26 protein-coding genes are annotated in these 23,974 nt (G+C 51.7%); 2 read left to right on the top strand and 24 right to left on the bottom strand.

Features of this window, described 5'->3' with window-relative positions; translation table 11 throughout:
• Positions 1 to 107: 107 nt before the first annotated feature.
• A complete protein-coding gene (locus tag LGT44_RS19555; protein ID WP_145468816.1) occupies positions 108 to 1,787 on the bottom strand; it encodes an AMP-binding protein in 1,680 nt (559 codons plus the stop codon).
• Between the two features lie 236 nt (positions 1,788 to 2,023).
• On the opposite strand from LGT44_RS19555, the gene LGT44_RS19550 reads away from it, so the two are divergent.
• Together LGT44_RS19550 and LGT44_RS19545 are read left to right on the top strand one after the other, a co-directional pair.
• Positions 2,024 to 2,935, top strand: coding sequence for an alpha/beta fold hydrolase (locus LGT44_RS19550; protein WP_230332066.1), 912 nt, complete (start codon positions 2,024 to 2,026; stop codon positions 2,933 to 2,935).
• A 48-nt stretch (positions 2,936 to 2,983) separates the two neighbouring features.
• Entirely contained in the window at positions 2,984 to 3,460 is a 477-nt protein-coding gene (locus LGT44_RS19545) for a MaoC/PaaZ C-terminal domain-containing protein (protein ID WP_145468818.1), read from the top strand.
• 90 nt (positions 3,461 to 3,550) lie between these two features.
• Here the strand turns inward: LGT44_RS19545 and LGT44_RS19540 are convergent, their stop codons facing one another.
• The 23 genes from LGT44_RS19540 to LGT44_RS19430 form a co-directional block, all read right to left on the bottom strand.
• Positions 3,551 to 4,513 (bottom strand): AgmX/PglI C-terminal domain-containing protein, encoded by a 963-nt coding sequence (locus LGT44_RS19540; RefSeq protein ID WP_230332065.1) that lies wholly within the window; start codon positions 4,511 to 4,513, stop codon positions 3,551 to 3,553.
• Positions 4,513 to 5,019, bottom strand: a complete 507-nt coding sequence (locus LGT44_RS19535; protein ID WP_186435881.1) for an ExbD/TolR family protein — start codon at positions 5,017 to 5,019, stop codon at positions 4,513 to 4,515. The genes LGT44_RS19540 and LGT44_RS19535 overlap by 1 nt, the downstream gene beginning before the upstream one ends.
• Positions 5,016 to 5,525, bottom strand: a complete 510-nt coding sequence (locus tag LGT44_RS19530) for a biopolymer transporter ExbD (protein WP_268866531.1) — start codon at positions 5,523 to 5,525, stop codon at positions 5,016 to 5,018. The genes LGT44_RS19535 and LGT44_RS19530 overlap by 4 nt, the downstream gene beginning before the upstream one ends.
• Positions 5,526 to 5,538: 13 nt before the next feature.
• Positions 5,539 to 6,189 carry a MotA/TolQ/ExbB proton channel family protein gene (locus LGT44_RS19525; protein WP_145468822.1) on the bottom strand — a complete coding sequence of 217 codons (651 nt, stop codon included), beginning with the start codon at positions 6,187 to 6,189 and terminating at the stop codon, positions 5,539 to 5,541.
• Positions 6,190 to 6,338: 149 nt separating this feature from the next.
• Positions 6,339 to 6,656 carry a hypothetical protein gene (locus LGT44_RS19520; RefSeq protein ID WP_230332063.1) on the bottom strand — a complete coding sequence of 106 codons (318 nt, stop codon included), beginning with the start codon at positions 6,654 to 6,656 and terminating at the stop codon, positions 6,339 to 6,341.
• Positions 6,656 to 7,270, bottom strand: a complete 615-nt coding sequence (locus LGT44_RS19515; RefSeq protein WP_230332062.1) for a tetratricopeptide repeat protein — start codon at positions 7,268 to 7,270, stop codon at positions 6,656 to 6,658. Before LGT44_RS19515 ends, LGT44_RS19520 begins: the two co-directional genes overlap by 1 nt.
• Positions 7,251 to 10,085, bottom strand: a complete 2,835-nt coding sequence (locus tag LGT44_RS19510; protein WP_230332061.1) for a tetratricopeptide repeat protein — start codon at positions 10,083 to 10,085, stop codon at positions 7,251 to 7,253. The genes LGT44_RS19515 and LGT44_RS19510 overlap by 20 nt, the downstream gene beginning before the upstream one ends.
• Entirely contained in the window at positions 10,078 to 12,045 is a 1,968-nt protein-coding gene (locus LGT44_RS19505) for a hypothetical protein (protein WP_230332060.1), read from the bottom strand. Before LGT44_RS19505 ends, LGT44_RS19510 begins: the two co-directional genes overlap by 8 nt.
• Before the next feature lie 25 nt (positions 12,046 to 12,070).
• Positions 12,071 to 12,589 (bottom strand): hypothetical protein, encoded by a 519-nt coding sequence (locus LGT44_RS19500; RefSeq protein WP_145468827.1) that lies wholly within the window; start codon positions 12,587 to 12,589, stop codon positions 12,071 to 12,073.
• Positions 12,586 to 13,068: a peroxiredoxin family protein gene (locus tag LGT44_RS19495; protein WP_225692778.1), complete on the bottom strand. Its 483-nt coding sequence runs from the start codon at positions 13,066 to 13,068 to the stop codon at positions 12,586 to 12,588. Before LGT44_RS19495 ends, LGT44_RS19500 begins: the two co-directional genes overlap by 4 nt.
• A gap of 8 nt (positions 13,069 to 13,076) precedes the next feature.
• Positions 13,077 to 13,682 carry a hypothetical protein gene (locus LGT44_RS19490; protein ID WP_230332059.1) on the bottom strand — a complete coding sequence of 202 codons (606 nt, stop codon included), beginning with the start codon at positions 13,680 to 13,682 and terminating at the stop codon, positions 13,077 to 13,079.
• Positions 13,679 to 14,353, bottom strand: a complete 675-nt coding sequence (locus LGT44_RS19485) for a hypothetical protein (protein WP_145468830.1) — start codon at positions 14,351 to 14,353, stop codon at positions 13,679 to 13,681. The genes LGT44_RS19490 and LGT44_RS19485 overlap by 4 nt, the downstream gene beginning before the upstream one ends.
• A gap of 175 nt (positions 14,354 to 14,528) precedes the next feature.
• Complete coding sequence (locus LGT44_RS19480; protein WP_230332058.1) at positions 14,529 to 15,710, bottom strand: vWA domain-containing protein; 1,182 nt, start codon at positions 15,708 to 15,710, stop codon at positions 14,529 to 14,531.
• 4 nt (positions 15,711 to 15,714) lie between these two features.
• The gene (locus LGT44_RS19475) at positions 15,715 to 16,557 is read right to left on the bottom strand and encodes an AAA family ATPase (RefSeq protein WP_225692780.1); all 843 of its coding nucleotides are present in this window, start codon (positions 16,555 to 16,557) and stop codon (positions 15,715 to 15,717) included.
• A gap of 142 nt (positions 16,558 to 16,699) precedes the next feature.
• Positions 16,700 to 18,934, bottom strand: coding sequence for a VWA domain-containing protein (locus LGT44_RS19470; RefSeq protein ID WP_230332057.1), 2,235 nt, complete (start codon positions 18,932 to 18,934; stop codon positions 16,700 to 16,702).
• A gap of 23 nt (positions 18,935 to 18,957) precedes the next feature.
• Entirely contained in the window at positions 18,958 to 19,626 is a 669-nt protein-coding gene (locus tag LGT44_RS19465; protein ID WP_145468834.1) for a YEATS-associated helix-containing protein, read from the bottom strand.
• Positions 19,627 to 19,988: 362 nt separating this feature from the next.
• A complete protein-coding gene (locus tag LGT44_RS19460; RefSeq protein WP_230332056.1) occupies positions 19,989 to 20,339 on the bottom strand; it encodes a hypothetical protein in 351 nt (116 codons plus the stop codon).
• The gene (locus LGT44_RS19455) at positions 20,327 to 20,767 is read right to left on the bottom strand and encodes a YcgN family cysteine cluster protein (protein ID WP_145468836.1); all 441 of its coding nucleotides are present in this window, start codon (positions 20,765 to 20,767) and stop codon (positions 20,327 to 20,329) included. Before LGT44_RS19455 ends, LGT44_RS19460 begins: the two co-directional genes overlap by 13 nt.
• Complete coding sequence (locus tag LGT44_RS19450; protein WP_145468837.1) at positions 20,764 to 21,048, bottom strand: YcgL domain-containing protein; 285 nt, start codon at positions 21,046 to 21,048, stop codon at positions 20,764 to 20,766. The genes LGT44_RS19455 and LGT44_RS19450 overlap by 4 nt, the downstream gene beginning before the upstream one ends.
• Complete coding sequence (gene rnd / locus LGT44_RS19445; RefSeq protein ID WP_230332055.1) at positions 21,029 to 22,210, bottom strand: ribonuclease D; 1,182 nt, start codon at positions 22,208 to 22,210, stop codon at positions 21,029 to 21,031. The genes LGT44_RS19450 and rnd overlap by 20 nt, the downstream gene beginning before the upstream one ends.
• The gene (locus tag LGT44_RS19440; RefSeq protein WP_230332054.1) at positions 22,207 to 22,818 is read right to left on the bottom strand and encodes a toprim domain-containing protein; all 612 of its coding nucleotides are present in this window, start codon (positions 22,816 to 22,818) and stop codon (positions 22,207 to 22,209) included. The genes rnd and LGT44_RS19440 overlap by 4 nt, the downstream gene beginning before the upstream one ends.
• 1 nt (position 22,819) lies before the next feature.
• A complete protein-coding gene (locus LGT44_RS19435) occupies positions 22,820 to 23,146 on the bottom strand; it encodes a YbaB/EbfC family nucleoid-associated protein (protein WP_230332053.1) in 327 nt (108 codons plus the stop codon).
• Between the two features lie 22 nt (positions 23,147 to 23,168).
• Positions 23,169 to 23,974: DNA polymerase III subunit gamma/tau C-terminal domain-containing protein (locus LGT44_RS19430; RefSeq protein ID WP_230333682.1), on the bottom strand; the 806-nt coding region annotated here is incomplete at its 5' end.

Below are 23,974 nucleotides of genomic sequence, written 5' to 3'. Positions count from 1 at the left end.
TCTCCATTATTGTTAACATGTGGATTCGGCCGAAAATCCGCCGGCTCCACCAATAAAAACGCCCCGTATCCGAAAATACAGGGCGTTTTTATTACGACCTAGACAACTCAGTTGTGCTTGGCCAGCTCCGCATCACGCAGTTCGCGACGCAGGATTTTGCCGACGTTGGTCTTCGGCAGTTCGTCACGGAACTCAATGTGACGCGGTACTTTATAAGCGGTCAGACGCTCGCGGCACCAGTCTTTTACTTCAGCCGCGGTCAGGTTTTCGTTTTTGGAAACGATAAACACTTTAACCGCTTCAGAGCTCTTAGGGTCCGGGATACCGATTGCAGCGGCTTCAACGATGTCTGGGTGAGATACCAGTACATCTTCCACTTCGTTCGGGTAAACGTTGAAACCAGAGACAATGATCATGTCTTTTTTACGGTCAACGATTTTCATGTAACCGTCATCCGTGATCACCGCCATATCGCCGGTTTTCAGCCAGCCATCTTCGGTGATGGTTTCGGCGGTCGCTTCCGGACGCTGCCAGTAACCTTTCATTACCTGCGGGCCTTTAACGCAGAGCTCACCTGGCTCACCCAGAGGTAATTCATTACCTTCTTCATCGATCACTTTACAGTTAGTACCAGCAACCGGCATACCGATGGTACCCAGCTTGATATGGCCTGGCGGGTTGAAAGAAACAACCGGAGAAGTTTCAGTCATACCAAAACCTTCAGCAATTTCACAACCGGTAACTTTCTGCCACTGGTCTGCCGCGTCTTTGGTCAGCGCCATACCACCGGAGATGGTCAGTTTCAGTTTGCTGAAGTTCAGGGCACGGAAGGCTTCCTGACCGCAAAGCGCAACGAACAGTGTATTCAGACCCACAAAACCACTGAACTCAGCACCCTGCAGGGTCTTGATAAAGCCCGGAATATCACGCGGGTTAGGAATCAGAATCGAGTGGTTACCGGTTTCCAGCAGCACCATGCAATGCACAGTAAAGGCATAAATGTGGTACAGCGGCAGCGGCGCGATAACGGTTTCTTTGCCTTCTTCCAGCACCATGGTGAACAGACCATGACACTGCATCATGTTCGACATCAGGTTGCGGTGAGTCAGCATTGCACCTTTGGCAACGCCGGTGGTACCGCCGGTGTACTGCAGCACAGCCACGTCATTGCGGTCCATTTTAACTTCGGTGAAGGTTTTTCCTGCTCCGGTTTTCAGCGCACTGCGCAGGGCAACAGCACCCGGAATGTTAAAGGCCGGAACTTCTTTTTTAACGTGCTTGAGAACGGTATTAATCAGTACACGTTTAATTGTGCCGTGCATATCACCAACGTTGGTGACGATAACATGCTTGATACCGGTATTTGGCAGAACCTTTTCAGCTTTGTCGGCCATGTTAGCCAGCACAACCAGCGCTTTGGCACCGGAGTCGTTAAACTGGTGTTCCATCTCACGTTCGGTATACAACGGGTTGGTATTAACCACCACCATGCCAGCACGCATAGCACCGAACACAACAATCGGATATTGCAGAATATTCGGCAGCTGCACCGCGATGCGGTCACCGGCCTGCAGGCTGGTCTCGTTCTGCAGGTAGGCTGCGAAGGCGGCGCTCTGCTTATTCAGTTCGGCATAGGTCAGGGTTTGTCCCAGACAGGTAAAAGCCGGGCGATCAGCAAAACGTTCTACGAAACCATTAAAGATTTCGACTAATGATTCGTGCTTATCCGGATCTATCGAACTCGGATAGCCCTCCGGATAACGCTCCTGGAAAAATTGCTCGTTCATACCGCCTCCTGATAACCCTGAATTATCGTTATATGCAGGGTTTTGTGAAATTTTGAATTGACCGGATTCCGGCTCCCCAGTAGAAATACCGGCCAAAAAAGCAGCCGGAGTTTACCTGTTTTCTCACATCGCGGCAAAAGTCGCCTCCCAGCTATTTACAATTTGACACATAACGGAGATGGTAACAGCGCCGCCTGACACGGCCGGCTAACTCTCGTCAGCACAGCGATCAAATAATGAACAAAATAACTATCTCTGCCGCCGATCATTCCACCTTCGAAGCGCGCTTATGGTCTCTGACCTCCCCCATTGCCACCATCCACCTGATGCATGGCATGGCCGAACATTGTGACCGCTATATCCCTCTGGCCGAATACCTGCACCAGGCGGGTTATCAGGTTGTTACCCATAACCACCGTGGCCATGGCGAACGTCGTCCGCGTGGCCACTATGCCGACGCAGATGCTGCGGGCATAGGCGGCTGGGAACTGTTGATGGACGATATCCTGCGGGTGCAGCAAGCCGTCTGCGGCTCAGAACCACGCATCTTGTTTGGCCACTCAATGGGATCGTTTATTGCGCAGGGATTCGCCATCCGTCATGGCGACCTGTTGTCCGGCCTGATTCTCTCCGGCTCCAATCATCAGCCGTCCGCTCTGTTTCATCTGGGGCGCAGCGTCGCCAGTCTGCTGAAACTGCGTCAGGGACAGCAGCACCTGTCTGGCGTAATGGATGCCCTCTCCTTTGGCGCATTCAATAAAGCTTTCCGTCCTAACCGTACCGATTTTGACTGGCTGAGCCGCGACAACGAACAGGTTGACCGTTATCTGGCCGATGCCGCCTGCGGGCATCTGTGTAGCCTGCAATTATGGACTGACTTATTTGGCGGTCTGATTGAAATCGGCAAAGCCGATAATCTGCGCAAAATCCCGGCTCATTTACCTATCTATCTTTTTGGCGGTGATCGCGACCCTGTTGGTCAGATGGGTAAAGGTGTTCCGGCATTAAAAGCCTTTCTGGAAAAGACAGGTCATGACAATGTCAGCCTGCAAATGTACCCTGAAGGCCGGCATGAAATGCTGAACGAAACCAATGCTGATGAGGTTTTTCAGAACATTCTGAAGTGGCTCAAAGCGTTGCCGCTGTAACTGGCGGCAAGAATAACTCACCTTTATCCTAATTAACCCGGGAACTGTATGGAAACAATTACCAATCGTCCGTTTGATGAAATTGCTGTCGGAGACAGCTGTCAGCGCAAGCACACCGTTACTGCGCAGGATCTTATTCTGTTTGCCGCAGCCTCAGGTGATCACAACCCTGTGCACCTGGATGCCGAATATGCTGCCACCACAATGTTTAAAGGGCAGATTGCCCACGGTATGTTTACCGGAGCATTAATTTCCGCAGCACTGGCGATGGATTTACCTGGCCCGGGAACCATTTATCTCGGTCAGAATTTATCCTTCCGCAAACCGGTGATGATTGGCGATGAATTAACGGTGGAATTAACCGTCAGCAGCAAACACGACAGCAAGCCGGTTGTAACCCTTGACTGTAAAGTCAGCAATCAGAACGGAAAAGTAGTGGCCAGCGGTGAAGCCAGCGTGATGGCACCGACCGAAAAAATGACCATCAAAGCTCCCAAACTGCCGGAAATCCGTATCGGCGGTTGAGAGTGCACTGTCGTCAATCCGGAACGATACGAACCGGAAAGAATAAAAAAGGCCGCAAACGCGGCCTTTTTTATTGGTTGCCCTCTGCCATTAAGGCATAAAGCGGATCGGAAATTCGACCACCGTCACATCAATACCCGGACGGTTTTCGAACTGCATCTGACGACACTTCATTTCCAGACGCTTATGCAGACCGGCATCGTTCAGCTCGCTTTTAAATACCGAGCAGGACGATACAGAGCCATTGGGCTGCACATCCATCTTCAGCGTTACAGAACCTGCCAGTGCCGGATTTTTGCGCAGGGCGCCACGATACAGGCGGTCAAACTGTACTTTGTACTGTTCAAACACTAGGCGCAGCTCTTCCTGCGAACGGGTCGTAGCAGCCGCAGCTGCTTCTTCCTGTTCAGCCGTCATTTCCACCGCCGTCACCTGACGATCACTCAGATTTTCACCGACCGTCGCATTGGTTAAGGATGCAACATCAACACCACCGGATGTCCGTGTTGCGGCGTTACGATCAACCACAGTCCCGACACTGGTCGCTTTATTGCCGGCATTACTCAGCCCCTTACTGGAGGTGTTTAATGCAGCAATCGGCACCTGATTGCGGATACTGTTAAGCGCTGACAAGGCATCATTGCCAAAATTCTTTTTGGCCGTTTCTTTGGCTTGCTCTCGCTTTTCCTTCGTCGCTTCTACCTTCGGCTTGGGCTTAGGTTTCGGCTCCGGCTTCGGTTTTGGTGGTTCTGGTTTCGGCTCTGGCTTTGGCTCCGGTTTTGGTTCGGGCTTAGGCTCCGGCTTCTTTTCTTCCACTTTGGGTGGCACCGGTTTTGGCTTGGGCTTTTCAAGCTTTTTACGCTCGATCACCTTGGCCAGCTGCGGCGGTAATTTCTCCAGATCCTTACGGTCTTTTTCCGGCAAATCAACAGACGGAATAACCACACCCAGCACCATGACGACTGCCAGCAAAACAATCAGAATAGGCAGAAAGCGCTGACGGTCACCGTTGTCGGTCCAGGGCAGTTGTGGTGCGCGATAATAAACGGTCATCAGGCACCTCCCGCAGCGGGTGGTTTCTGATTAACAGCCAGCGAAATATTATTGAATTCCGCCTTCGCACAGGTATTCATCACCTTTTTCAGCAGCGCATAGGGAATGTCCTTGTCACCCATAATGGTGACCGGCCGACCCTGTGCTTTCAGCTCATCCGGCAGCGGTGAACGCGATGCCAGATAATCCAGTTCTTTTTTCAGCTCGGCAATTTCTTCACCGCTGATTTTACTGGCCGCCGCAGTACTGATGACCGCGCGTCCCTGAACCAGAATATCGTCTTTGCTCACCAGAACCGTGATGTTCTCATTCGGCTTGTTATCCGCCAGCGAGGCCGGTAACTGAATGGCATCACTGCTCTGCACTTCCACTTCCGACTGGTTCACCATCAGGAAGAAAACCAGAATGGTGAAAATATCCATCAGAGCTGTCAGATTCAGGCCGCTCTTATTGGCATTACGCTTATGATTGCGCTGCATACGCTTCGCACGACGTGACATTTTCATTGTGTCACCTCCGCGCCCGGCGCATCGCCCAGAGAAATCTCCGGGAATAACGTTGCATCAACCAGTGAAGCAGCAATAACCGCCGGGTAAATGCGTACGCTGTCCATCACGGTAATCAGCGTCTGGTAATCGACATCGGCTTCCGACAGCAGGCTGATGTCTTTTTTATCTTCAAAGCCGGGATTCTTTTTAATATCCACGAGCGCAGAAGACAGACCACTGTAATCGTAATCTCCGTCTTTTTTCGGCAGTGTCGCAAGCGATTCAGATTTTTCCTGATAGGTTCGGGTAATTTCAAACCCCTGCTTACGGACAATCACTTCGAGCGAAACATCCTCAGGATTCACAGCCCCCGGCTGATCTCCCAATGGCAACTTAAGATCGAGTACCGCCAGTTGTGAGAACACCATGTTCATCAACAGTACTGGTACCAGTACGATCATCAGATTCATAAAGGATGTAACGTTGAGCTCCGCCTCTTCTTGTATTCGTCTTTGGCGTCTCATCAGAAATTACATCTCAGTTGCTGTTTGCTGGAGTTTGACCTGGCTTACGCTCGGTGATGATGTTGAGGAACTTAACCCCGGCCATCTCAATACTGTCGACAATTTCGTTGGTTTTGGATTGCAGGTAGCTGTGCAGCAGAATTAAAGGAATCGCTGCCATCAGACCGAATGCCGTGGTGTTCATCGCGACAGAAATACTCTGCGACAACAGCGCGGCTTTTTCTGCCGGCGCTGCATTGGCAACAGCGGTAAAGGCTGCGATCAGACCCATAATGGTACCCAGCAGTCCCATCAGCGTTGCAATATTGGCCAGGGTGGCTACGTATTGGGTGCGTTTTTCCAGCTGTGGAATGGCTTCCATCAGGCCTTCTTCCAGTGCATATTCAATTTCTTCGCGACGCTGACTGCCTGGAATGCGGGCAATAGCAGCAGAGAAAATATCACCGATTTTGGTTTCTGAACTGGTGGCATAACTCAGCGCAGCGCGCAGGTCACGTTTTTGCAGCATAGGCAGCAGTTCTTCAAAGGCGCGGCGGTTGCTGGATTTTTCTTTCATCAGCACCAGCAGACGCTCAAAAGCAATGGCCAGACCAATCGCCATAATGATGGCAATCGGGTACATAAAAGTACCGCCTTCCTGAAAAAAACGTACGATGGTATCCATAGTTACTTCCCCTGGTTTGTAGTTTTGTAGCTTCTTAGTTGTTATTGGCCGGTCTTATGCCGCAGCCTTCCGGGTCTTTCCCATTACTGACGATTTAACCATTAAACCGCTCAGCAAAAAACGTTGTTTATTGCATAAACCAAAAAGTACTACTGCACTGCTGAGCCCCCGCTCAGCTGGCGCAGACGTTCCTGATCCGGCTCCTTTGGTGCATAGCGTTCCGCGTAACGCATTTCGCGGCGGAAACTGTCGCGGTCAATGCTCTGCAGCCACTGTTCACGATAGCTGTTAATCGGCTGATATAACCGCCCGGTTCCCGGTGGCGGACGCCACGGTGTTACGTACATTACGTTCGGCTCTTCACTGTTACCCTGAATGGAGATACCTTCAAGGCGAACCACATTGTCAGCAAGCGCCATGTTATTTAAAAACAGTAACAACAGTGCGCAGGAAAATAATTTAATCACTACGAACCCTCCCCTGCGACCTGCTCGGTACTGCGTCGTTCGAGGTCAGCAATCCAGATCGCCAGCGTTTCATCCGGCTCGGTCATCATTCCCTGTGCCAGCTGATATTGTTGCAGCGCTTTGACCAGATCATGCAGATACAGGTCATAGAGAATGCCCAGATTATAATGCACCTGCACATCCGCCGGGTCACACTGCAGAGCCGTCTGATAGCTGTTTTCTGCCGCACCGAACTGGCCTAATTCACGTTGCACCAGTCCCAGCACTTTATAGGCCGGGCAGAATTCCTGTTTAAGGGCAACGGCTTTATTCAGGCTTTCCAGACTGGCATCAAACTGTTCCAGACGGTATTGCGCCAACGCCAGATTGGTCCAGCAGCCGGGAAATTCTGCGTATTTTTCCGCCAGCGCCTGCCAGTGAACCAGTGCCGCATCAAACTCTTCGTCCTGCAGCAATTCCAGACCGGCGTTATAGGCCTCGATCAGTTCCGGCGGCAACGGTTTTTCCTGCGGCACAGAATCGACCACTTCAGGCTTAGCACCTAAGAGGCTGCAGCCCTGCAATCCAGTCTGTAATAAAACCAGCAGTAACAGGCTAACGAATCTGATCAACATAACTCAGCGCCTTTTCATTTTTATTGTACTGGCCAGGCATCAGCGTACCCAAAGACCGGTAACTCTTTTTAATCCATTCATCATACAGACCATCGTAAGTACGGTTGGCATTGGTCTGATGAATTTCAATAGCCGCCTCATCCAGAGGAAATGCCTGCTCTTCCAGCAGGAACTGATACTCCTCCAGTTCCAGTTCATCCATACCGCCTGGCCGCTCCGATTCCATCAGCGCTTTGCTCAGCTGAGCGTACAACTGACCAATGCGATAAGTCGCCGATGTTGTGTATTCCAGTACGCCAATCTGCACCGCCTGGGTATAACGCTTCAGTGCGGCCTGCATCACCGCATTCTTACGCGTCACACTTTTATCAAGGGGCAGCGTAATGGCGATTTTTTCATATTTAACCCGTTCGAATTCACCCAGCTCATAGGCCGCACTGGCGGCCAGATAACGTGAACGATCTGTCTGATCTTTACCTGCTTTATTGTGCAGGGTTATCACCTTATCCAGCCAGAAACGGCGTTTTTCTTCGTCGTTCTGTGCGGCATAAATTTCGTTCAGTTTAAAGTGCGCTTCGACAGCTGCATCAAAAGGTTTTTTATAGCTGTGGGCGTAACGCTTATACATCACCAGCGCATTATCCAGATCGCCACCTTTTTCAAAATATTCCGCTGACTGATAGCAGGCGATACGCTGCTGCTCCGGGTCGGTACCTTCATTCCAGATACGCTGCAGCTCAAACGCGGCCTTACGCCACTCGCCTTTATCTTCGTAAGCGACGATCAGTTTACTTGGAATATCGGCGGTTAATTTATGCTCAGGATACTGTTCACGGAAATGCAACAGTACTTCGATGGCCTGATCATAATCTTTCATCTGCATTAATAGGGTTGCCGCATCATATTCGGCAATAATGCGGGTATTACTTTCCGGAATAACGGTTGCCAGACGGCGCCAGTGGCCAACCGCTGCGGTCAGGTCACCCTGCTCTTTTGCCTGCTCGCCTTGTTTATAAACCGTGGCAGCGACTTTATCCCGTAACTCACGCCGGGTTTTCTTATCCAGTTTGCTGTAAGTCAGGGCTTTGCCCAGCGCTTCCTCGGATTCAGCAAACAGGCCCTGTTCAAAACTGGCATGTCCGCGTACCAGCGCCGCTCCATAACGGTAACGTTCAGGCAGATCGGCTTCGACCTGTGACGCCAGACGCGCCGTGCTCAGTGCCTGCGGATAGTATTTATCTTTCAGCAGCATTTCTGCGGTATTAACCAGCACGGTGCCACTGCGCTCATCCTGCGGAAACTCCTGCACAAAGCGCATTGCGCTGGCAACCGTTGCCTGGCGCCAGGCCAGTGCTTCCGTTTTCGCCGGGCGGTATTTATTAAATGCAAGAATCGCGGCATAACCCGCCTCGGCCGCTTTTTCATAACCCGGATACTGATAAGCCACGATCTCATAATGATCTTTGGCCAGAGGGTAGTCCTGCAGTTCGAACGCCACCTCAGCTAACAGGAAATGGGCTTTAACCGTGTCATCAGCTTCGGGAAAACTGCGGATATATTCTTTATACCAGCGTTCAGCTTCGCCCAGACGCTCACGTTTATCTTTAAGTTTTTTGCTGTTCTGTCCCCAGGCGTGATGAAAACCTGCCAGATCCCAGATATAGGTTGCCAGCGTTTTTTCCAGCGCCTGCTGCACAGCTTCTGTATGGTTCAGCCAGTAATTGCCGCCGACGCCAAACATACCGATATAGATTTCTTTATGCTTGCGCATCAGGTTTGGATAGCGTGCGGTTTTATAGCCTTCGATCAGACGTTCGTAATATACCGGCGCCAGCACATCATCCGGGTAACGCAGAACAAAGGCGCGTAAGGTAGATGCCCCGCTTTTATAATATTGTTTGTCGTAGTACAGCGTCGCCAGCCGGTCATAAATCAGATATTCATAATGGCGCTTGCCATGCTGATCATAAAATAAAGCAATCTGTTCCCAGTCTCCAAGGTCATCAAACATGATGGCCATAATCCGCAGAATGTCGTTGAGCATATCCAGCTCACCACCTTTGGCATCGGACAAGGTCGCGACGGTTGGATATTGCTCATCCAATAAACGGGTAAAGGCCAGCAGACTGTCCTGCAGACGATCCTGCTTAAAAATAGACCAGCCCTGCAGATAACCGGCACTGACGTAGTACTGATTGTCTTCCGGGCCGCGGTCAATCAGGCGCTGATAAGCCTGTTCTGCCCCTTCATAATCACCGGACGCGTACAGCAATTGTGCCAGACGGAATTCACTTTCAAGGTAATAAACCGAGCGCGGAAAATCGGCAACCAATTGTTCCAGTGTTGCAATGGCAGACTGCATACGCCCGGCCATGCTGTAGGCTTTAGCCAGCTGGTACAGCATGGCATCGTTATCGGAACGGTCCGGGTATGCCTCCAGCAGCGATTCATAATCCCTGATTGAAGCAATGGCCTGAGCGCGTTCTTCACGCGTTGCGCTGATATCCAGACCGGAGTCAGTCTCTTCCGGTATATTATCCAGCGCAATTTCTTCTGCCTGCAGTTTAAGACTGGCAATACGGTGGGCGACACGGATGCGCATTTCCGGTTCGGTAGCAACATCAAGATAACGCTGATAACGCTCAATCACATCGTCATGGCTGGTTTCCAGCGGATCATTGGATAATAAACGGACTTTAAGGCCGTTAATATTTCCCAGCGTTTTTTCCGTATCGTCCGGCTGTGAAAACAGGCTGCAGCCCGTCAGCGAGGTAATAATTAATAAAAAAAGTACGCGCAAGGCAAAATTATTCATTTTTGCCCTCCGCTTCACCACCGGCAACCTGCTGTTGTAAGGAATCATCGTACAGACGTGCAATGGAGAGTCGTGCCTGCGCCAGATAGTCGGTGATTCTCACATCCAGTTCTGTCATATGGCGGGAAACATGAGCAATAATCTGCTCCCGTTGCTGTTCATGCAGTTGCTGCAGACGCTTTCCCTGTTGTTCAAGCAGGCGCTGTTGCTGAGCGACACGCTGCGGAAAGCCCTGCCAGCTGCTGTCTGCCCAGGTCAGTGCTGTACGGGTATTTTCCAGCTGCTCCAGCAAGGCAGAGGTAACGCCCTGCAATTGCCAATAATTTTTTTGTGCCTGCCACTGACGATCCGGCTTTTCTTCATAAATGCGCCACAACTGCAGGCCGCGGCTGCGGCGCCAGCGTTCTTTATAAATACCCAGATCACGGGTTGGCGTATTCAGGCGCTGCAGAAATTCAATGCGTGGCACAACAGCTGCCAGGTGATCGACATTCTGCTGGTCAGAAACTGAAGCAAAGGCAAATACTTTTTTATCTTCCGCCTGTAAGCGCTGCTGCAAGGCGAGAACATCGCGTGTCAGTTCAGCCTGACGCTGTTCGAGACGCTGCAGTTTTTTATCTGCATTCAGCCCCGCCAGTTTTTGTTGGCGGTGTTGCAGCACCTCCTGCCACAACTTCAGATCCTGCTGCTGACGGCGGACATCATTCATCATGCTGTTCAGATCATGCAGAGCCGAGGTCATCTGATTAAAATCGCGGTCATCCAGCAGATCCTGCAATGTTCTGGACAGCGCACCATCGGGCATATCGCCAAGATTAACCCGTTGCCAACCCCAGGATTGCCCTTGCTGCTGATTTTCCCACTCATTCAGCCAGGCTGAAATCTGTGGCCGGGCGTTTTGCTCCCGCAGAGTATCCAGCATGCCAAGCAAACGCTGCTCGACAAATTCGTAAGTTTTCAGCGATTGTGTGGTCGCATTCAGTAATTCAAGGGCGTGAGGCACCGCCAGTACGGATTCAATCACCGCCGGGTGAAATTCGCTGAAGCGCTGTTGCAGAATCCGCCATGGTTGCATGGCCTCTTCGTATTTCCACTGATCAACCAGCGACCAGCCATACTGCAATAATCCGGGCGCCGTAAATGCGCTGTCTAAACTGATCTGACGCAAATAAGCTTCAGCCTGACGGTATTTACCGGCATCCAGAGCATAAATACCGGCAACCAGTAAAATTCTGTCTTTTAAGGAATGGCCTTCGTAGGTATCCGGCAGATAATACGTGGCTTCTTCGATTAATTTTTCCAGATCACGACTGACCGCATGCAGACGCATTAATGACAACATCTGGTTATAGCGGGCATAACCGCTCCAGATACCATCCTGGCTCATGGTTACCAGCACATCGTTGGCATCATGCATTCTGTCCTGTTCTGCCAGACTGGCAACCAGAATGAATTTTGCCTCTTCCCGATAGGCAGCATTTAATGCGCTGGCAGAACCGGCGGCTCCGCTATCAAGCTGTAAAGCCCGGCGGATACAGCGCTCGGATTTTTCCCATTCAGATTTTGCCTGCCAGCGCCGGGCCAGATGAAACCAGGCGTCTGCCGATGCTTCAGTGCCATAGTCTTCGGCATCAGCAAACAAAGCATCGGCATCGTCTTCAAGTCCGAGGGCCAGCAGAATAGCGGCCTTCATAACGGTCACTTCGGCGACCGTTCCGGCCTGACCATAAGCTTTCTGCATGCGATCAAGACTTACCAGTGCCTGCTGATAATTGTTGGTCAGGTAGTGATAATAAAATGCACCGCGCAGCAGGCGCTGCTCTGCGCTTTCGGGCTGATTTCCACTGGAAATGCCTGCTGAGGGTTGCACGGTAATGGCTTCTGCCGTGATATCCGCATCAGCTGCATGGGCAACCGACAACAGGCACAGCATAGGAAGAAGCAGTAAATAATGTCGCATCAGAAAGTTGTCATCCGTACACCGGTTACCAGAATTTCAACTGCGCCGCGGCACTTTGCTGCTCGGCAACATCACTGACAACAAATTCAAGCAATAACGGTTTATCGGTTTTTTCTACCTGCTGCTCGACAACCAGTTCACGGTTTTGTCCAAGCTGATCCACACCACGGATAATTGCACGCAAATTGTGTTTACCCGGCCCCAGATTAATATTAGCCAGTGGCTGAACAGCCCCCATACGCAAGGCCGCAACCTGTCGTTCGGTATAAATATGACGTACCGCCTCAAAACCCGCCCCACTGACTTCAATCGAAAGCGGTTCAAAAAATTCACCGTACGTCAGCGAAAAATAAAAGGCCGCCCGGGTGGTTGCCGGACTGAGCAGATCTTCTTCCAGCTCGTACAGGTCTTTATTCAGCTCCAGCACCGAGCGTTTAACCTGAACAATATCGGCCGCAATATTGGCATTCTGTTGCTCTGCCTGCACTGGCATTGCCAGAATACCCAGCAGCGCACAGGCTGCCAGCAGTGATAATTTTTTCATTGTCCGTTCTCCGCACTGGCCTGCAACTGTTGCTCAGTCATCCATTGTGCCAGTGTCTTTTCAGTTTCGTCATAGTGCCCGGACAGCTCCCCCAGAATCAGGTGATCCAGCACGCCATCTTTATTAATCAGCATGATTGCCGGGCGGGGGTTAAATCCCCAGCTCTGAGACCAGTACTGGTCATTCAGCAATACCGGCAAGCGCATTTTCGGCGGCACATCATTTTTGTGCGGCGCCCAGATAAACCAAGCAACCAGTTGATCCAGTGCGTAACTTTCTGCCAGCAGCTGATAGCGCACCAGCTCTTCCTGACACTGGTTACAGCGGTCCAGCCAGATCAGCATCACCGGCTTGCCACGTTGTTCTGCCAGACGCTGCCCCCAGCCACCAATGGCGGACGGCATAGAAAAATCGTCTACCAGCTGCCCCGGAGCCAGCGTGTCTGCCGCGCTGAGTTCTTCAGCCTGCGCACTGATCACGCACAGACTCAGAAATAAGAGCCGAATGAAATGCCCCATTGCATACCCTTATTTACGTTCAGTTTATCCAGACGGCTGTCATCACTCTGATAGACACGCCATTCTGTTGCCAGCCAGTAGTCATCGCCCAGCAACTGCCAGGAAAAGGCCAGGCCAGTGTAGCGGCCGCTGCTGTCACCGGTATATTGCTCGCCCATCAGCCCTTCCACAGCAACCTGCCACGGGTAGCTTGTCCGGCCACTGAGACTGGCGGCACCCTGCAGAAAAGCGTACCCGGCGCCGCCGGCCAGTACATTGGCCTGTTCGCCGGACTCCAGTAAAACCTGGCCACTGCTGTTACGGATTTCGCTCTGATTAAAAGGAGCAAGTTGTACACTGCCAAGCAAATACCAGCGCTCTCCTGCAAACCAGCGGCCAGTAAAATTCAGCGCGGTGCGGCTGCTGAGATTATCCTGCGCCTGCTGGGCAACGCCAACACCCCAGCTGCCGTAGCGGCGGCTGATATTTTCAGATTTTTCCAGACCAGCCACTTTGATGCGTGGCTGGTATATATCGGTGGTTTCTGCGTTGACCAATAAAGGTACAGCCAACAAACAAAGGATCAGATACTTCATAAACTCAGATTCCAGATCAGCGCAACGGCCGTATGTGCAGATTGATCAGCGCCCAGCGCCTGTGAAGCCTGCAGTCGCAGACGCAAATCCAGGCGTTTTTCCAGTGGCCAGACAACATCACCGGAAACCGTAAAAAGCGCCGTCGAGGTTTCCCGTCCGTTTTCATCCCAGTGGCGGCTACCCTGTTCATTGATTCCCAACCCAAGGCCGGCAAAACCTTGCAGAGACCAGGCCGCATAACGGGAAAACACCTGTTCCAGCCCCAGTTCAGCACTTTGCCAGGCCTGTTCACCCGCATTGGCACGGGTAAAACGTGCCGCCAGACGATACTCATCCAGTGGATAGCTGACGCCCAGCTGCAGAGCCGTTTCACTGTTCCAGCCGCCCTGTACCTGCCAGTTACCCGGACGCAGGGCATCCTTGAGATACCAGCGCTGGGCGCGGCTCAAACCGGATGACTCAGGCACCTGAGCGACCGGCAGCCAGCCCTGACGACGGCCATTGCTGAGCAGCAGCCATTCCCCCTGCAAACGCAGTGGTTGTAATTGTTCGGTGGAAGAAACTTCGAAGATAACAGGAAAGGCACTGCCCGGCCCTTTGCGCAGATACAGTTGTTCCTGTTGCGCCCACGACGGAGCACAGATCAGACAGAACGTGGTGATGTAGAGCATCTGCCTTACCCGGCGGGTAAGCAGACACCAAAGATTCCCCTGGACCAGCATTGGTCTAAAGCCCTTTTCATTTTTCTAGTTATGTGGGCATCCGTGCCATCAGCGCGCCATTGTCCTATAAAGCGTGCCCCGCAATCAATCGGTACTTCCGTACAAACTAATGATTGCCACGCCCCTATTTACTGAGGTAGCGCATCGCTGTTTCCAGCCCTTTAAGCGTCAGCGGGTACATATGCTGATTTACAATTTCACGGATCGCCCCCAGCGACCCACCCTGACCCCAGTAAGACTCAGGGGCAGGATTCAGCCATACCAGCTTGCCGTAATGGTCCGCCATACGCTGCATCCAGACAGCCCCCGGCTCTTCATTCCAGTGTTCAACACTGCCACCGACATGGGTTACTTCGTAAGGTGCCATCATGGCATCACCAACAAAGATCACTTTGTAGTCAGGTCCGAATTTGCGCAGGATATCCCAGGTGTCGGTACGCTGATTGTTACGACGGATGTTGTTTTTCCAGACCGACTCATACAGGCAGTTATGGAAATAAAAGATCTCCATATGCTTGAACTCGGTGCGGGCGGCAGAGAACAACTCCTCGCAGACGCGCACGTGCGGATCCATTGAACCGCCGATATCGAAAAACAGCAGCACTTTGACCGAGTTGTGCCGCTCCGGCACCATCTTGATATCCAGAAAACCGGCATTGCGCGCAGTGGAAGCAATGGTGTCGCCCAGATCCAGCTCTTCTACCGAGCCCTGACGGGCAAATTTACGCAAACGGCGCAGCGCAACTTTGATATTGCGGATACCCAGCTCAATGCTGTCATCGAGGTCTGTGTAGTTGCGCTGTTCCCAGACCTTAATAGCCTTTTTATGACGCGACTTACCCTGCTCAATGCGGATACCTTCCGGGTTATAGCCGTTACCACCAAAGGCCGAAGTACCGCCGGTACCGATCATTTTATTGCCGCCCTGATGGCGCTTATGTTGCTCCTCAAGGCGCTTTTTAAACTCTTCGAGGACCTTATCCAGCCCGCCAAGCGCTTCGATTTTGGCCATTTCCTCTTCTGACAACATGCGTTCGAATTCCTTACGCATCCAGTCAGCCGGAATATTGGCCTCTTCCATAAAGGAAGGCAGTGTATCCAGCCCCTGAAAATAAGCGGCGAAAGCCTTATCGAATTTATCGTAGTGCTTTTCGTCTTTTACCAGGCAAAGCCGGGCCAGCGCATAAAACTCGTCCAGATCGGCGAAAACCACATGGGCTTTAACCGCCTGCACAAGATCCAGATACTCGCGTACCGAACAGGGTACGCGGGCGTTACGGACGGTCTGGAAGAAATCAATCAGCATCGGATCAGCCTTTGCGACGACTCATAAAAGCCAGTTTTTCCAGCAACTGTACATCCTGCTCGTTTTTCAGCAGAGCGCCATACAATGGCGGAATGGCTTTGCTGGTATCCGCATTGCGCAGTACGTCGGGGCCGATTTCGTCGGCCATCAGCAATTTCAGCCAGTCAATAAGCTCTGAGGTGGAAGGCTTTTTCTTCAGGCCCGGTACTTTGCGCACATCGAAGAAAACATCCAGTGCATCACGCACCAGCTCAGCCTGAATGCGCGGAAAATGCACATCAACAATGGCTTTCATGGTGTCACGATCCGGGAAGTCGATGTAATGGAAGAAACAGCGGCGCAGGAACGCATCCGGTAGTTCTTTCTCATTGTTACTGGTAATCAGGATGATCGGACGGTGCTTGGCGACAATGCGCTCCTGTGTTTCATACACAAAGAACTCCATCTTATCGAGTTCCAGCAGCAGATCGTTCGGGAATTCGATGTCTGCCTTATCGATCTCATCGATCAGCAGCACCACTGGCTTATCGGCGGTAAAGGCCTGCCAAAGCTTACCTTTAACGATGTAGTTGGCAATATCGTGAACCTTGTCGACACCCAGCTGGGAGTCCCGCAGGCGTGATACCGCATCGTACTCGTACAGGCCCTGATGAGCTTTGGTTGTACTTTTGATGTGCCATTGGATGAGTTCAGTACCCAATGATTCGGCCAATTGCTCAGCCAACATGGTTTTTCCGGTACCAGGCTCCCCTTTCAGCAACAGCGGGCGCTGTAATGCGATGGCCGCATTAACCGCTAACTGCAGTTCCGGCGTTGCGACGTATTCCTGGGTGCCCTGAAACTTCATACAAACCTCTAAGTCATTCATTCGACAAAATAGGTCAGCAGTATAAGTAGGGGGGTGCTTATCAGCAAGGCATTAGCGGCCAGCAAAATGATACTGCCGGCCGGAGATCACCCTCGGTTATTCACTGAGGGGCATTGCGCAATCAGGCAGGTTTGTTCTCATCATCATCCGGAGATCCCGAAGAGGATTCATTATCAGCGTCAAACTCGCCCCAGTCGTCATCGGCGACCGGGTTTTCATCCGGGTCGATATCAAAATCATCGTCCAGCGAAACATTAATATCCGTATCCCCTCCCATCGATGACGGAGCCGATGACGGCAGCGGAATTTCTTCTTCTGACTCCCCATTAAAGGCATCGAAATCGCCGGCAAAGTCATCATCCGTCAAACCATCATGGGGCAGATCGTCAGGTAATCTATCATGGGAGGCAGGCGCCGCTGCCGAAGCAGCACTGCTCTGACGGCGTTTCATAAACCACCAGTAGCCGGCACCACCAAAGACCGCGAGGTTACCCAATGCCAACAGCAGGTAAACCCACCAGGCAATGCCCTCTTCTTCCTTCACCGGAGGCTCAACAACATCCTCCTGTTCAGCAAAGCGTTTTGCCAGATCTGGTTTAATGACTTCCGCAGCAGGCTCCTCAGCAGGTGCAGGTTTTTCCTCATCGGCAACCTGTGTCTGAATACTGGCATCAGGCCCGGTTTCCGGCATTTGCTCTGACTCGGGCATAGTCTGCGGCGGCACATCCACAGCAGCAGATTCTGCGTCAGACTCAGCTGCCGGAGCAGCAACCGCCGGCGCATCGGGATCAATCAGAGGAAACTCAACGCGGATATCATCCGGCTTGCTCTTGAACGTGGCTCCGCCCTTCGATACGCCACGAATATTCAGCACAATATCATACGCCCCCGGTCCTTTATCGGCGCGCAGCTCCAGAACCCAGGCCTGCTGGGCTGCATCAAATTCCATTGACTGAATGATGGAGCTTTCATCCGGGCTGCTGATTTTGGCGATTACCCGACTCAGCCCCGAATCAACATTAGCGCCTTCAGGAATAACACGGATTTCTACTTTCTGCTCCGCAGGCTGTGGCAGGATCTCAACCCGCAAAGGTTCCATCAACGTTGAACTTAATACCTGACGGCGCTGAAACGTACGGCCAATCGCATTGATCTCAAAGCGGTATTCCCCTACCTGCGACAGGCGGGTTAATGCCTCACGGAAAATACCATCAGTTGGCAGGTTTTCGGGATCTGACAATAACTTACTGCCTGAGCGGCCATCCGGTGCCGTTACTTTCAGACTGATGTCGGTCAGCCGCAGCAAAGCATCTTCGGCAACAATGCTTCCGGCATTTTTCAGAGCGATCTCCAATTCCAGCGGATTACCGGAAAACAGACTGACCGGCAGCCCTTCAACATTCAGCGTCAGGTCAGACAGAATCTGCACCCGGTTATCCGGATCAAGATCCGCATCCGCTACCCAGCTACCGGTCTGGGGCGACTGCACAGTAATCAGGTCAAAATTAACATCCTGATGCCAGCGTACAGCGCCCTCCGGTTGCGCATCTGCGTAGGTAATAACACTGCCATCCGGCTGGATAAGACGGGTTTCTTTGCCACCGCCTTTGCGGAATATCAGTGCCGTAAATTCTTTAACACTGGCATCAATATCAAAGCGGTTGTCATCCATTGGAACCTGTTCAACCGGCACCGCGCGATCAAAGGCTTTAAGAAAAGCCTTAAGTAACTCATCGGCACTGGATGCCTGCAGGAACAAGCCACCCGTTTCGAGCGAAATTTGCTGCAACAGACTCTTATCCGCACCATCCGACAAAGCCAGCGTATGAATACGGGCACCGGCAGCGGCATAAACGGGAAGAACTTCATTAAACAGGCGGGTTCTTTCTGCTGAATTAACCTGCTCAGCATTCTGGCCAGCCTCAGCCATATCGATTTTGCCATCGGTCAGCAGGATAACGCTGTGATTAAAACCGCTGTCTGCAGCTACTTTCCAGCTGGCTTTAGCAAGAGCCTCAGTGAGATTGGTGTGCAACCCAACAGAATTAACAGACTTCCCCTGTTCTTTTGCCGCATCACGCCAGGATTGGTTCACCGCCGCCAGCGGCACCAACATATTGACGTAACGGCCAAAGGTCCAGACACCAGCCTGCGACTGATCGGGTAATAACTCGACCAGCAGATTCAGCGCCGGAATACGCAGATTTTCAGGGTCTGTTTCCTTCATGCTGCCGGAAATATCGATAATGATCCGGACATCGGAAGGCTTGGCAGGAGATTCGGCCGCAGAAGATACGGCACAAAACGACAGGAGTGATACAAACATCACCCCCGACAGCCAGCGATTAATCATCATAAATGCTCCCGGGGGTCAGACTATTACAGGTTAGATTCGAGTACGCGGCGGCCTTTCTCAGTAATGTGCCAGCGAACACCGTTTTTACCGCTGACTTTACCGGCCAGACTACGGGTTACCAGCACATGCAATGTTTTAAGAATGGTCGACTCTTCTTCATTCGCTTCACGACAAACCCCGGCCAGAGAACGGAAGATAAAACGTCCGCTGGAAAGAATTTTCAGCACATGGGTCGAGGTAACATCCAGCTCATCATTTACCTGAACCACCTGCGGATCTTCCTGTCCGGAGTCCTGTTCTGTTTCAGTATCGATTAATGGCAACAGCTCGCTCTGAATAATGCGCAGGTTTTGCTGCACTTCCTCTGAACGCTGCTTCGCTACCTGAGCTTCGTTGAGAATACGGTCGGACAGGTTGTCGATAAAGAAGCGGCTTAACAACGCTGAAATCAGACAAAAACCTGTAAAAATCAGTAAGCGTGACGGATCACCCTGACTTTCCAGAACAAGCTCACTGTTCACCATGTCCAGTACTACCGGCACCAGAAAAGAAGCACCCACACCAACCACAAGAAAACGTGGCAGACTTGCTGCATCAGGGTCTTTATCCCCATACAGATAATAATTTACCAGCCCCCCAAAAATGCCAGCCAACAGCATTACAGTTGCCAGAATGAAGATATGATTAGCCATGTTTCCAACCTCTCATCCGTTAGAGCGCAGACTCTGCTGCCCCTAATCCGATTACTCCACTGACGGAAAAACCCCAAGTTTAAGTACCGCTCCGGATTACGCCGGCCACCTGAGGACGACCGTCAGAAATACAGAACACTCCTGCATTAAAACTAGCAAAGTTTTATGGGTTAGCCAGAAAAGGAATAAAAAAAATCCCTGACTGGGCAAAATGCCGGATAGCAAAATTCCTGAACAGCCAGGGCAGAGAAAAAGAGCGAGGGGAAATACACTGAACAGCTGATTATTTATTAATCAATTCGTAGCCCTGCACATAGGGCGTACCGGATATAAAAAAGGCGCACACTGTGCGCCTTTTTATTTCATTCTGCCTGTAATCGGGCTCTGATCCAGAGCAACAACTGGCGCATACCCAACACCAGCACACCGAGACACAAAGCCGCCAGCAACCAGTTAAGTGCATACAAGGCAGCATTAACGCCTTCACTGATCGCCGTAAAGGGCAATACCACCAGTACGGGAGCGAAGTAATTGGAGTCCTGGGCAATAGGCGCTGGTGTAAACAACAACACGGCACCAATCATGCGCAAAAAACGCCGCACATCACTGTCAGCGGCCAGCCAGAAAAACATCCGGTTCCAGCACCAATAACCCACCAGAGCACATACCAGATAGACCGCCCAAAAGGGTAAGAACTGAATTATGCCTTCCATATAATACGATCCTGCCATTCATCTTCGGGAATCTGATCATCAGAAATCCCTTTATTCTGAATTGAAATACCCGCTTTATGCACCGACGCAGGGTCACCAGATACCAATGGATGCCAATCAAACAAAGGCTTTTTTTCCGCCAGCAGACGATAGGCACAGGTTTCAGGCAACCAGAAAAAGCTTTCGGCCTGCTCCGGACTTAGCCAGACACAGTTCGGCACTTTGATATTACGCTCCTGGTAAACCGTGCAACTGCAATTACTGGTATCCATATAACGACAGTGCACATCGGTGTAATACACCTCACCACTGTCTTCGTCTTCAAGTTTATGCAGACAACACAAGCCACAACCGTCACAGAGCGATTCCCACTCTGTACGACTCATCTCGCGCAGAGTTTTTTCTTTCCAGAAAGGTTGTGCGCTCATTCTTTGTCCAGTTTGCAGAACAGATCGAGCATGTAAGTTTCTTTGGCTGGCGGCATCTGCAAATAGAAACCCTGCTCATCCAGCGCCTTCAGAACCTTGTCGATATCGGCCCGGGCGAGTTTTTTCTCCGGCGTAAGAATCATGGTCATCGCCAGTTCTGGCTTACCAAATTGTTCAATCAAAGCATCCGGAACACGCGTCAACGCATCCTTACGGGATACGTAGAGGTAGGTTTCATCTTTCTTTTTCGTCTTGTAGACGTCACACAGTACTTTCGTCATGAGTCGGTTTTCTCAGCGAGATCACTCTCGTCTGATCCTGCAAAATCATCATTAAATAATCCCCTATTTCCGCTTTGCGCCAACCACTGAGGCTTTCCGGCAATTTAAAGGGACCATTCGGGTATCCGGAGCGGATTAACGCCTCCAGTGCTTTTTTGCGCGCCAGTAAATCTGGTGGAACATCGAGTAATTCCGCCTTACTGACCACGGCTTCTTTAAGTAATTTCAGCCACTGTCCGGCCTGGGGCGACAGTGGTTTATCCAACTGTTTTGGCCACAGGCTTTTATCCATAGCCTGTACCTGACTGACAATATCCAGCAGCGTCTTGCCATCTTCCCTTACCGCCTGAGGGCGCATTCCGGCTTTAACCAGCTGATCCCGGTTACGGGGTTTAAAGCGCGCAATATTCCACAAGCTGTTGTCATCAACGACTTTGCTGCGCGGAACATTACGCTCACGCGCCTGCTGTTCGCGCCACAACACCAGATGCTGCAGCAGCAATAATTCCTGCGGGCGTAACTTCCAGGCCAACTTAACCCGGCGAAAATACAGGTTCGCTTTTTCGGATTTTTCCGATGTATTCAGCAAACGTTCGCAATCTTCTGCAAGCCAGGATTGCCGGCCCAGTTTTTTCAGCAGTGAAATCAGCTTCGGATACAGACGGTATAAATAATGAACATCGGCAACGGCATAGCTGATTTGCTCCTCACGCAGAGGGCGCATTAACCAGTTTGAGCGTGTCTCTTCTTTCGGCAGATTAATATTCAGCACCTCTTTAACCAGGCGCTGAAAACCCATCGAAGCCCCAAGCCCGGCCATAGCCCCACCAATCTGAGTATCCGCCAGCGGCGATGGCACAACCCCGGTCAGACGACGGCATACTTCCAGGTCTTCAGCACAGGCATGGAAGACTTTAACCACCAGAGGATGCTGCAACACTTCGATCAGTGGCTGCCAATCCGTAATGGTTAATGGATCGATCAGGTAACTTCCCCGGCTGTCAGCCACCTGCAAAAGCCCGGCTTCCGGATAAAACGTGGTGGTGCGGACAAATTCAGTATCAACAGCAATGTAGGCTTCCTGACACCAGAGCCTGCAGGCCTCCTGCAACTGTTCCGCGGTCGTAATCCACTGCGGTTCAGGTATTTTAAGACGCGTCATTTATCGGCTCCCGCCGGGACATGGTCTGCAGCAGAGAAGCTCCGCGCACGTTGTAAATCCACTGCCAGCTGACCCGGAGTCAGCAGCTGAACCCGACAGGCAAAACCGGCCAGCATATCCTCGATAAACTGCCCGGTAGCATCTGCTTCAACCGATGACTCCAGCACCACCTGTACCAGAAGATTCTCTGCAGAAGACGATTCGGCGGCAGAAACTAATGTTTCAACACGCTGCTTAAGATCCGGTAAATGTAACTGCCGCGGACCAATACCGGCCACCGGTGACAACAGTCCATGAAGGACAAAATAACCGCCGCGGTAGCCGGCCTCTTCCCAGCGAAACTGATCCTCAACACCGGACACCACCAGTAAATGCAAGGTGCTGCGTTCATCATCCGTACACAGCGGGCAAATGCTGAGATCACTGTATGTCCGGCAGCAACAGCAATGTTGCAATGTCTTCCGGGCGGTCAGAATCGCCTGTTGCAGACGTTCACCTGAGTCATGCTCCAAAACATGCTGTGCCATACGGGCAGCCGCACGCGGGCCAATGCCCGGCAAAGCATCAAAGCATTCAATCAGCTGACGGTACTGCGCTGGCAATTGCATATCAGAATGGCAGTTTCATACCTGCAGGCAGACCCATTCCTGCTGTCAGCTTGCCCATCTGTTCCTGATTCTGCTGTTCAATTTTGCGCACGGCATCATTCACCGCCGCCGCCAGCAGGTCTTCCAGCATTTCTTTGTCTTCTTCCATGATGGAGTCATCCAGCTCAACACGCTTAACATCATGACGGCCATTCATGGTCACTTTAACCAGGCCGGCACCAGACTCACCGGTTACTTCTGCATCAGCCAGCCTAGCCTGAGCCTGTTGCAGTTGTTCCTGCATTTTCTGGGCCTGCTTCATCAGATTGCCCATTCCGCCTTTGATCATAATGATTCTCCAATATCTGTATTTAACTTACCGGGCGGATACTGTCGTCTACGACAAACCCACCAAATTCTGCCAGGACCCGCTGCACCAGCGGATCAGCTTCAATTGCCTGCTTGGCCCCGTAATGGGCTTCAGCCGCTTCACGCTGCCGGCGCTGCTCCGGGGTTTCTCCGCGCGGCAGCTGCAACGTCATTTCGACCACAGCCTGAGGCAGCGATTCGCGCATCGCGTCCTGAATCCGTAAACGCTGCCCATCGTTGAATAATGCGCCCTGAACAGGGTCAACATCAAAAATATAACGATCACCATCCACCTGCACCAAAGCACTGTTACGGGCAATTGCCATCGGCAGACCGGCCAGTTTCAGTTTATTCACCCATTGCCACCAGGTGTAAGGCGTTGGTGCAGTATCATCCTGAGAAACCGGGGCAACCGGCTCGTCTGCAGGTAAGGATTCAGGTTCCGGCGTGGGCTCAACAACCGCCACAGCCGGTGGGGGATGCTCTTCTGCTAAAGCTGCTGTCTGAGTGTACTGCTGACGGTCAGCAGGCAGATCAGCAATAGCAGCATTGTTGTCGCTCCCGGAAACCTCCTGTTCGGAAACCAGCAATTGGTCGTTCGTTGCAAATCCGGCAGCCTGCTCCGTTATTCCGGCTTCAGGCACATCAGCAGACGCATCAACAAGCGCCTCGCCTGCGATACTGTCCACGAATGCATTTATTGCATGATCTGGCGCTTCGATATCCGCCGAAACGCCGTCATCAGATGACAGCTCATCAGCCAAAGCGGAAACGGTTGAGATATCCGGAACGTAAGCAGGAGCCGGCT

The organism is Thalassolituus alkanivorans (assembly GCF_020447205.1).
GTDB lineage: Bacteria > Pseudomonadota > Gammaproteobacteria > Pseudomonadales > Oceanobacteraceae > Venatoribacter > Venatoribacter alkanivorans.
The sequence above is the reverse complement of the archived record's forward strand: the minus strand, read 5'-3'. Positions and strand labels throughout refer to the sequence as shown.